This window comes from Leisingera sp. F5 (genome assembly GCF_001593695.1).
On the sequence record NZ_LUKH01001233.1, the window covers coordinates 1 to 1,173 of the forward strand.

The window sequence follows — 1,173 nt, forward strand, 5'->3', positions numbered from 1 at the left end:
GCCGGTCCAGGCGGCGAACATCGTGTTCAATCACATCCATCAGCTTCTCGCGCTGGTCTTCACGGTGAACCATGCGCAACGTGCCGACCGCCGACTGCAGGCTGGCCAGGGGGTTTTTGATCTCATGCGCCACGTCGGCTGCAAACTGTTCGTTGCTGTCGATCCGGGAGTACAGCGCCTTGACCATCCCGCGCAGAGCCCGGCTGAGACGGCCGATTTCATCCGGCCGGGCAGACAGATCCGGAATCCGGATCCGTCCCGGGTTAGACTTGCGGCTGCCGCGCTCGCGGCCAAGTTCGGCAGCCTCGGCGAGATCGGCCAGCGGGTTGGCGATGGTCGAGGCCAGCACCAAGCTTAACCCGACCGAGACCAGCAGGGCGACGACAAACATCTGCAGCACGCGCTCCTGCTCGCCGCGCACCAAAGCGTCCACCTCGCCGGTGGGGGACGTCAGCGCGATAACGCCGACTGCCCTGCCGTTATGCATGATCGGCGTCGCCGCAGAGATCACCCGGCTGCCAGTGGTGTCCACCACAGTTTCAACGCCGGTGCCGCCGTTCATCGCCCGGTCGACCAAACCGCCCAGCCGTTCCTCTAAGGACGGACCCAGCGCGGCGGAACCAGCAGCCGCCGCCTCGCCGCCATCAGCAATGCCCCAAATGGCCGACAGCGCATCGCTGATCAGCGTGCGGCTTCGGCCGCTGTCATTCAACACGTTCAGGGCATCGCTGCGGTCCACGCCCTTGATACTGGAAATCAGATTGCCGGTGGTGTCGAACACAAAGGCTTCGACGCCGCCGCGCAGGCTAAGCCGCGCCAGGGTGTCCTCGACCTGGATGCCGTCACCTGCCGCGAAGCTGACCGCGCCTGCGGCCGGCATTTCGGCCTCAAAGACATCCGCCGCCAGCATGGCTTCGGAGACCAGAGTGCCCGCCCGCTGCTGCACCAGGCTTTGACGCGAGGAATTCAGGTACAGGATCCCGGTGACCAGAATGATCAATGCGATCAGGTTGAAAGTGATGATCTTCCGGGTCAGCGGCGAGCCTTTGAGCGACAAAAGCCCCCGGCGCGCGCGCTTGACCTGCATCTCCCGCGTGACCGATTGCTCGGGGGTGACCCAGTCTTCCCCTAGAACAACATCGCCGTCCTGCTGGCGTTGCGTAATGCTGGTAT

At 64.5% G+C, this 1,173-nt stretch carries 1 protein-coding gene; it reads right to left on the reverse strand.

The features are described from left to right. A partial coding sequence (locus A2I95_RS40400) for a sensor N-terminal transmembrane domain-containing protein (protein WP_291737946.1) occupies positions 1-1,165 on the reverse strand: 1,165 nt, incomplete at its 3' end. Positions 1,166-1,173: the final 8 nt, after the last annotated feature.